This is a genomic window from Bacillus sp. JJ1503 (assembly GCF_036965125.1).
Taxonomy (GTDB): domain Bacteria; phylum Bacillota; class Bacilli; order Bacillales; family Cytobacillaceae; genus Cytobacillus.
On sequence record NZ_JBALOZ010000046.1, the window covers coordinates 1 to 8,916 of the forward strand.

The window sequence follows — 8,916 nt, forward strand, 5'->3', positions numbered from 1 at the left end:
ATAGGAGGTTATCTTATGCAAATAATAAATTCTCTTATTACTGCAATTTTACAAGTATCGCTACTCTCAATCATCCCCTTTATTTGGTGGTTGATTTTTGGCAGGAAAGAAACGAGTTTTTTTAGATGGGTAGGTTTTAAAAAGCCTATTATTCATAACAAAAGGAAATATGTGATTACATTTATAGCTACAATAATATTTTTATCCATTCCGTCATTTATTATTATCCCCTATTTTGTTGACCAATCAGTTTTGGCAACAGCCCAATTTTCTGGAAAGGGCATCGATGCATTAATTCCAGCTTTAATCTATGCTTTTTTACAGACGGGATTATCAGAGGAAGTTTTTTTTAGAGGATTTTTTATGAAAAGATTAGTTCACAAATTTGGATTACAAGTCGGAAATGGAGTACAAAGTTTATTATTTGGGCTTCTGCATGGGATTTTGCTTTTTTCTTACGCAGGTTTTTGGGGGACAGTTATTATCACACTCATTACAGGAATAGCTGGTTGGTTAATGGGGTGGTTAAATGAGAAGCAATCAGAGGGCTCTATTGTGTCAAGCTGGCTGCTTCATGGCTGTGCAAACACTTTAGCATCCATCATAGTCATGTTTAATATTCTTTAGGATAAAAAGGCCGATAAATAAAAAAAGATGAAATCAAAAAAATAGCTGATTTCATCTTTTTTTTACTTTTGGAGATTAGAGTAAATGACAGATATAGCCTGCTCAAATTTGCCGGTTTTCTTTGGCTGGTAATAAACTTTATTTTTAATATTATTAGGAAGGTATTGCTGCTTAACCCAGCCACCTTCATAATCGTGGGGATATTTATAATCAATGCCTCTGCCAAGTTCTTTTGCCCCTTTGTAATGGGCATCCTTAAGGTGATCTGGAACTTCCCCGCTAATGCCATGCCTAATGTCGGCAAGAGCCGCATCGATAGCCATTATCGCTGAGTTTGATTTCGGTGATAAGCATAATTCAATAACTGCATTGGCAAGTGGTATTCTCCCTTCTGGAAAACCAACTCTTTCCGCGGTTTCAATCGCCGCCAACGTTCTTGCACCGGCTTGAGGTGAAGCAAGTCCTATATCTTCATAGGCGATTACTAGTAATCGTCTGCTAATGCTTTGTAAATCCCCTGCTTCAATTAATCTTCCTAAATAGTGCAAAGCGGCATTGACATCGCTTCCCCGGATCGATTTCTGAAATGCAGAGAGAACATCGTAATGAGCATCCCCATCTTTATCATGAGTTAAGCTTTTTCGCTGCATGCATTCTTCAGCTGCCGCTAAATCAATTTGGATGATGTTTTCGCTATTAGGTTCAGTTGATAAAACAGCCAGCTCTAAAGCATTTAACGAGCTTCTTACATCTCCGTTCGAGGCAGTTGAGAAATGCGTAAGTGCCTCTTCTGTTACCTGAACATGTTTTTCTCCTAATCCTCGCTCCTTATCTTCGATTGCTCGGAGCAAGGCCTCTTTAATATTTTCAACTGATAAAGGCTTTAATTCAAAAATTTGACAGCGGCTGCGGATCGCTGGATTAATGGCATGATAAGGGTTGCTTGTCGTTGCACCAATTAATGTAATCATCCCATTTTCTAAAAAAGGGAGAAGGAAATCTTGCTTCCCTTTATCTAACCTGTGTACTTCGTCAAGGAGCAGTATCACTTTTCCGGACATTTTTGCCTCGGCAGCAACGATTTCCATATCTTTTTTATTATTCGTAACAGCATTTAAGTTTCGAAAAGCGAAACGGGTGCTTCCGGCAATTGCACTGGCAATGGATGTTTTGCCTATTCCAGGAGGTCCGTATAAAATCATCGAGCTCAGCTGTTTAGCTTTCACCATTCGATTAATAATTTTTCCTTCTGCTACAAGATGCTCTTGCCCAATGATTTCTTCGATCGTCCGCGGTCTCATTCGGAATGCTAATGGCTTTATATTCAATTTCATCACTCCAAAACTTCTAATCCAATTAACGAAGGAACAATATTAATAAACATACCATAATTATAGGAATCACAAAATGATTATCATTATTAAATATGCTATAATAACAAAAGTCTATCTATATACTAAGAATAAGCTTAACTTATGGGGAGAAATGGACAGGTGAACATGAAAAAAAGGGGTCAAATAGGGTCAAGATTCATTGTTTTTATAGTAGGGCTGCTCGTAATGACTCTTGGGGTTGTGCTGTTAATTCTTGCTGATTTAGGTGCAACACCATGGGATGTCCTTCATGTAGGCTTATACTATCAATTCGGGCTTACTATTGGAAGCTGGTCTATAATTATCGGATTCGCCATTTTGGCTTTATCATCTATTATTTTAAAGGAGTTCCCGAAAATGGGTACTTTTTTAAATATGGTTTTATTTGGTTTATTTGTGGATTTTTATTTTATGCTCCCATTTATGCAAACCCCATCCTCACTTACAGGGAAAATCATGATGTTTATCTGCGGAATTATTACTTGCTGTTACGGAATGGGCATTTATATTTCGGCACAATTTGGGGCAGGTCCAAGGGATAGCCTCATGATTGCTTTAACATCAAAAACAGGCTGGAAAGTTGCCCATGCTAGGCTTTGTATGGAAATTGTTGTGCTATTAATTGGCTGGCAGCTCGGAGGACCTGTTTTTTGGGGAACAATTGTTATCGGAATTTCAATTGGTCCAATTGCAGGTATTGCTTTGCCGCAATGCCAAAAAGTGACGGATCGATTTTTAGTTAAAATGAAAGGGAAAAATGCAGTGACTGCTATAAATGATAAAGATAGAGGTGTTATTTAATGAAAATATCGACAAAAGGCCGCTATGGTTTAACGATTATGATGGAATTGGCTAAAAAGCATGGAGAAGGTCCTATTTCTTTAAAATCGATTGCTCAGACGAATGATCTTTCTGAACATTATTTGGAACAGCTAATTGCTCCTTTACGGAATGCAGGCTTAGTAAAGAGTATTCGAGGAGCTTATGGCGGATATATTTTGGGAGATCTTCCAGCAAATATAACATCAGGAGACATTATACGTGTCTTGGAAGGTCCGATAAGTCCTGTAGAAGGAATTGAAGACGAGGAGCCAGCGAAGAAACATCTTTGGATGAGAATACGTGATGCAGTGAAAGATGTGCTGGATAATACAACACTTGAAGATCTAGCTAATTATAAAGATGATGGAGATACAGACGGCTATATGTTTTATATTTAAGAGTAAAAATGTAGCTGTAGCTTAAATATTTACGAAAGCAGCGGATATATCCTAAAAGTCGCAGATAATAGCTAAAGAGTAGAAAATGAAGAAGGTGAAAAATTTGGAGCGGATTTACGTTGATCATGCAGCAACTTCTCCGATGCACCCAAAGGTGATTGATAAAATGATGGAGGTTATGAATGCCGAATTTGGCAATCCTTCCAGTATTCATTCTTTTGGCCGAGGTGCCCGCCATATTATCGATGAGGCTCGGGAAGAAATAGCGAAAAGTATCGGGGCAAAAGCGAATGAAATCATTTTTACGAGCGGAGGAACAGAAGCGGATAACCATGCAATTTTTGGCGTTGCCCATTCTAGTCAGCATAAAGGAAAACATATTATTACAACCCAAATCGAGCATCACGCTGTCCTTCATACTTGCGAGCAGCTGAAGAATCTTGGGTTTGAAATTACTTACTTGCCAGTTGATCAAGAGGGGAGAATTTCTTTAGCGGATCTAGAGAAAGCCTTAAGAGATGATACAATTCTTGTAACGATTATGTACGGCAATAATGAGGTTGGAACGATACAGCCAATAAGGGAAATTGGCCAAATCTTAAAAGAACATCCTGCGATATTTCATACAGATGCAGTTCAGGCATACGGTCTTGAAAAAATCAATGTCAAGGTATGCGGAATTGATTTAATGTCCGTTTCGGCACATAAGATGAATGGACCAAAAGGGATTGGATTCTTATATGCAAATACAGATATTAAACTTGAACCACGGCTTTTTGGCGGTGAGCAGGAAAGAAAAAGACGAGCTGGTACTGAAAATGTGCCGTCCATTGCCGGATTTTTGGAGGCTGTACGCATCTCTCAGCAGGAGATGGAAACGAAGAAGGAAGAATACCTGAAGTTTAAGTCTGCTTTTATGAAAAAGCTCTTAGATCAACATATAGAGTTTATACAAAACGGATCGCTTGATTTTTCTTTGCCTCATGTTTTAAACTTAAGCTTTCCCGGAACGAATGTTGAAGCAATGCTTGTGAATCTTGATTTAGCTGGCATTGGTGCATCTAGCGGCTCGGCCTGTACAGCAGGCTCGATCGATCCATCTCATGTTCTAGTGGCCATGTTTGGCAAGGATGATCCGCGCATTCAAAATTCCATTCGTTTTAGTTTTGGCCTATTCAATACTTTGGAACAAATTGAAAAGGTTGCGGAAGAAACAGGCAGAATCGTTAAGCGATTAACAACATAGAAACTTTGTATAGAAGCGTGGTGAAATTACATGAAAAAAGAGCCTAAAGATACAAGGGTAGTTATTGGGATGTCAGGCGGTGTAGACTCATCAGTTGCAGCCCTATTGTTAAAACAACAAGGGTATGATGTCATTGGGGTTTTTATGAAAAACTGGGATGACACAGATGCAAACGGTGTTTGTACAGCAACTGAGGATTATAATGATGTCATTCGCGTCTGCAATCAAATTGGGATACCTTATTATGCTGTTAACTTTGAAAAGCAATATTGGGATAAGGTATTTACCTATTTTCTAGATGAGTATAAAGCTGGCCGGACTCCGAACCCTGATGTCATGTGCAATAAAGAAATTAAATTTAAAGCTTTTCTTGAGCATGCTATGAAGCTCGGTGCGGATTACTTGGCGACAGGACATTATGCGAGAGTCGATTTCCGCGATGGAGAATATAAAATGCTTCGAGGCATTGATGAGAATAAGGATCAAACGTATTTCCTAAACCAGCTTGGACAGGCACAGCTAGAAAAAGTCATGTTCCCGATTGGCGATATTGAAAAGTCTAAGGTCAGGGAAATTGCTATTGAGGCAAATCTTGCTACAGCGACAAAGAAGGATAGTACAGGAATATGCTTTATTGGCGAACGAAATTTCAAGGAATTCCTTGGAGGTTATTTACCAGCTCAGCCTGGCAATATGGAAACCTTCGATGGCAAAGTAGTGGGAAAACATGATGGTCTGATGTATTATACAATTGGCCAGCGGCATGGATTAGGTATCGGTGGAGCGGGTGAACCTTGGTTTGCAATTGGAAAGGACTTGAAGAGAAATGTTCTGATTGTCGGTCAAGGCTTCCACAATGAAAAGCTCTATTCTCACTCTATTACAGCCGTAAACATTGGTTGGGTATCGGACAAAGACAAGCCAAAAACTTTTAAATGTACAGCTAAATTNNACGATGTAACTGTTGAGCTGCTCGGGGATGACAAAGTAAGAGTCATTTTTGATGAACCGATTAGAGCGATAACTCCTGGACAGGCAGTAGTTTTTTATCATGGAGATGAGTGCCTAGGCGGCGGAACGATTGATGAAGTATTCAAAGACGGACAGCGACTTGATTATGTCGGATAAATTAGTTTAATGATGATGTAAGGGCTCTTTCGGTTCTGTTAAAAACAGAGTCGATGAGCCCTTTTTTCTCGTTTGAAACTTTAAAGAATATGCTATACTTCTAAATGGAACGGAGTGAATTTAATATGGATAAAAACCAATTAGGTATTCAATATATGGAAGAAGGAAAATGGGAAGAGGCGGCAACTGTATTTATGGAAGCCATTGAAGAAAATCCTTCAGACCCGACCTCTTATATTAATTTTGGCAATGTCTTATCCGTTGTAGGTGAAACGGAAAAAGCATTAAAGTTTTATGAAAAAGCAATTAAGTTGGATGAAAATGCGGCTGCAGCCTATTATAGTGCAGGAAACTTGCAATTCGATCTTCAAAATTTTCAGGAAGCCAAGAATATGTTTGAAACCGCGATGAAAAAGGGAATGGAATCCGGTGATAATTATTTTATGCTTGGATTATCTTTAATAGCGATGGAACAAGGGAAATTAGCCTTGCCCTATTTACAAAGAAGCACAGAATTAAATGAAAATGATGCTGAAGCATTGTTTCAATATGGCTTATGCTTGGCTCAAGAAAACTTTATCGATGAATCTATTATTCAGCTAAAGAAATGTATTCAAATCGATCCGAACCATTCAGATGCTTATTATAATCTTGGTGTCGCATATGGATTCAAGGAAGAGGAAGAACAATCACTGCAATATTTCGAGAAAGCACTAGAAATTCAGCCAGACCATCTATTGGCAGGATACGGCAAAAAGTTAATTGAAAAAGGAACGGCTCAATAGGAAATTGAAGTATGGAGGAAAGGAGGCAGAGCGATGGATAAGCAGGAGTTACAGGGGACTTTAGATTTATTTTCGGAACAGGAAAAGAAGTATATGAAAGGCAGGCATCTTGTAACCATTTTTCATAATGAACAAAATTTATATACGGTTTTACGGATTCGAGTGGACGAAACGAATCATCATTATGAAGATAAAGAAGCAGTTATTACAGGATATTTTCCGAAAATGCATGAGCAGGAAACATATATTTTTTACGGAGATTTGAAAGAACACCCTAAATTTGGAGTTCAACTTCATGCTAGCCATTATCGCAAAGATATCCCTCAGACTAAACAGGGCGTTGTTAATTACCTTTCCAGTGAATTATTTAAAGGCATCGGTAAAAAAACAGCCGAAAATATCGTTGAAATATTGGGAGAAAATGCAATAACTAGAATTCTAAATGAACCGTCCCTTCTTGATGGAATCCCAAAACTGCCTCCTGAAAAAGCGAAGTCCTTATACGATACACTCATGCAGCATCAAGGCATTGAGCAGGCCATGATTGCTTTAAATCAATATGGATTTGGTCCTCAGATATCCATGAGGATCTACCAAGTCTATAAAGAGATGACGATCGAAACAATCCAGAAAAACCCTTATCAGCTCGTTGAGGATATCGAGGGAATTGGATTTGGCAGGGCAGACGAGCTTGGATATAAGCTCGGAATATCGGGCAATCATCCAGCAAGAATTAGAGCAGCTTGCCTTTACATATTAGAAATGGAAAGCATGCAGGCTGGGCATGTATACGTAGAAGCAAGAGATCTTCTTCAAAGCACGCAAAGACTTTTAGAGGAAAATAAGCGAGATGAAATTGAATTCAATGATATTTCCAAAGAAGTTATAAAGCTTCAAGAAGAGGGAAAGATTATGGTCGAGGAGCAAAGACTGTATTTGCCTTCGCTTTATTTTTCTGAAAAAGGACTTGTTACAAATATTAAACGAATATTGGACCAAACTCAATATCATGAACAATTCCCGGAATCTGAGTTTCTTCTGGCTCTTGGAAAATTAGAAGAACGTCTAAAGGTTCAATATGCGCCGACACAGAAAGAGGCAATCCAAACGGCGCTTATGACTCCGATGCTAATACTAACTGGTGGCCCAGGTACAGGAAAAACAACAGTTATTAAAGGAATTGTTGAATTATATGCGGAACTGCATGGTTGTTCGTTAGATCCTAAAGATTACAAGAAGGAGGAGCCCTTCCCATTTCTCTTAGCAGCACCAACAGGAAGGGCAGCTAAGAGAATGGCGGAATCCACAGGCTTGCCTGCAGTCACTATTCACAGACTGCTTGGGTGGAATGGAACAGAGGGATTCGATCGTGGTGAAGAAAATTTATTGGAGGGTAAAATCTTAATCGTGGATGAAACCTCCATGGTTGATATTTGGCTAGCCAATCAGCTCTTCAAGGCCCTTCCGGAAAATTTGCAAGTGATCTTAGTTGGGGATGAGGATCAGCTTCCATCAGTGGGACCGGGCCAGGTTCTAAAGGATTTGCTGCAGTCTGAGAGAATTCCTACTGTTCGGTTAACTGACATATACCGTCAAGCTGAAGGATCTTCGATAATCGAGCTTGCCCATGAAATGAAAAAGGGAAAGCTTTCGATGAATGTGACCGCACAGCAAGCCGACAGATCATTTTTTCAATGCAGTCCAGGGCAAATCGCAACTGTCGTAGAAAAAGTTGTTTTAAATGCTAAGAAAAAGGGATATACAGCAAAGGATATTCAGGTTTTAGCACCGATGTACAGGGGTCCAGCTGGAATTGATAAGCTGAATGAAATTCTTCAGGAGATTTTCAATCCGAATCCTGACGGAAGTCGAAAAGAGCTTGCGTTTGGGGATGTTAAATACCGTATAGGCGATAAAGTTCTCCAGCTTGTCAATCAGCCTGAAAGTCATGTTTTTAACGGGGATATGGGTGAAATCATTTCTATTTTCTATGCAAAGGAAAATACGGAAAAACAGGATATGATTATTGTGTCTTTTGATGGAACAGAAGTAACTTATACTCGTCAAGACTTAAATCAAATTACCCTTGCCTATTGCTGTTCTGTCCACAAATCACAGGGAAGTGAGTTTCCGATTGTGATTTTGCCAGTTGTGAAAAGTTATTATCGTATGCTGCGAAGAAATTTATTGTATACGGCTATTACCCGCAGTAAACAATTTCTCATATTATGTGGTGAAGAAGAAGCATTTAGATTAGGAGTTGAAAGAACAGATGAGCTCTCGAGGCTTACTACTCTAACTGAAAGGCTGCAGGAGACCATTTTGGACTCGTTTGCTGTTGATAAATCTGAAGCTGATGATGAACCTCCAACTTATGAAGTGCTAATGAAGGTAGATCCATTAATAGGAATGGAAAATATCACGCCGTATGATTTTATGGAAACCGAAAGAAGCTAAGGGAAGAGCAGTATAAAAGACTGTTCTTTCCTTAGCTTTTTATTTAGATATTGTCTAGCTACAGCGCATACCCCCTCGAG

At 39.0% G+C, this 8,916-nt stretch carries 8 protein-coding genes; 7 read left to right on the forward strand and 1 reads right to left on the reverse strand.

Annotated elements, in window-relative coordinates; genetic code table 11:
* Nucleotides 1-15: 15 nt before the first annotated feature.
* Entirely contained in the window at nt 16-627 is a 612-nt protein-coding gene (locus V7149_RS04395; RefSeq protein WP_335344436.1) for a CPBP family intramembrane glutamic endopeptidase, read from the forward strand.
* A 62-nt stretch (nt 628-689) separates the two neighbouring features.
* On the opposite strand, the gene V7149_RS04400 is transcribed toward V7149_RS04395, so the two are convergent.
* Nucleotides 690-1,949, reverse strand: coding sequence for a replication-associated recombination protein A (locus V7149_RS04400; protein WP_335344451.1), 1,260 nt, complete (start codon nt 1,947-1,949; stop codon nt 690-692).
* A 177-nt stretch (nt 1,950-2,126) separates the two neighbouring features.
* Here V7149_RS04400 and V7149_RS04405 point away from each other — a divergent pair, with 177 nt between their 5' ends.
* From V7149_RS04405 to recD2, 6 genes are all read left to right on the forward strand, one after another.
* Entirely contained in the window at nt 2,127-2,801 is a 675-nt protein-coding gene (locus V7149_RS04405; RefSeq protein ID WP_438824082.1) for a YczE/YyaS/YitT family protein, read from the forward strand.
* Nucleotides 2,801-3,220, forward strand: coding sequence for a cysteine metabolism transcriptional regulator CymR (cymR, locus tag V7149_RS04410; RefSeq protein WP_066293052.1), 420 nt, complete (start codon nt 2,801-2,803; stop codon nt 3,218-3,220). The genes V7149_RS04405 and cymR overlap by 1 nt, the downstream gene beginning before the upstream one ends.
* 103 nt (nt 3,221-3,323) lie before the next feature.
* A complete protein-coding gene (locus V7149_RS04415; protein ID WP_335344452.1) occupies nt 3,324-4,466 on the forward strand; it encodes a cysteine desulfurase family protein in 1,143 nt (380 codons plus the stop codon).
* Between the two features lie 30 nt (nt 4,467-4,496).
* The gene (gene mnmA / locus V7149_RS04420) at nt 4,497-5,594 is read left to right on the forward strand and encodes a tRNA 2-thiouridine(34) synthase MnmA (protein ID WP_335344438.1); all 1,098 of its coding nucleotides are present in this window, start codon (nt 4,497-4,499) and stop codon (nt 5,592-5,594) included.
* 125 nt (nt 5,595-5,719) lie between these two features.
* Entirely contained in the window at nt 5,720-6,379 is a 660-nt protein-coding gene (locus tag V7149_RS04425) for a tetratricopeptide repeat protein (RefSeq protein ID WP_335344439.1), read from the forward strand.
* 33 nt (nt 6,380-6,412) lie between these two features.
* Nucleotides 6,413-8,836 carry an SF1B family DNA helicase RecD2 gene (recD2, locus tag V7149_RS04430; protein WP_335344440.1) on the forward strand — a complete coding sequence of 808 codons (2,424 nt, stop codon included), beginning with the start codon at nt 6,413-6,415 and terminating at the stop codon, nt 8,834-8,836.
* The last annotated feature ends 80 nt before the right edge of the window (nt 8,837-8,916 follow it).